1 protein-coding gene is annotated in these 357 nt (G+C 46.2%); it reads left to right on the plus strand.

Going from position 1 to position 357, the window contains the following annotated elements; all coding sequences use genetic code 11:
• Window positions 1–36 precede the first annotated feature (36 nt).
• A partial coding sequence (locus GFJ41_RS18225; protein ID WP_170076046.1) for a trypsin-like serine protease occupies window positions 37–357 on the plus strand: 321 nt, incomplete at its 3' end.

The following is a 357-nucleotide window of genomic DNA, read 5'->3' on the forward strand; positions in this document are numbered from 1 at the left end:
GTTCAGTATCAGTGTAACCAACCCTTCTACTCTTTCATGGAAACTAACGAAGTAAATCTCACCTGTGCTGCTGATCGCAAATGGACAGGAGAAAGAAATGACATACTTCCTCATTGTATCCCAGTGTGTGGGCGTCCTTCTGTAGATTTTGCTGGTGTGGGCCGGATTTTAGGAGGTGAGGAAGCGAAAGAGAACTCGTTTCCCTGGCAGGTGTTTCTACTAGCTCGAGGAAGAGGAGGAGCGATTGTGATCGGAGAGAAATGGCTTCTCACTGCAGCTCACAATCTGGACCAAAAACAGTTGGAAGAAGTGAAGGTGTATGTTGGGAGCAACAGAGTGAGCGATTATTTTAAAGAC

It is taken from the genome of Paraclostridium dentum, assembly GCF_012922555.1.
Lineage (GTDB): Bacteria > Bacillota > Clostridia > Peptostreptococcales > Peptostreptococcaceae > Paraclostridium > Paraclostridium dentum.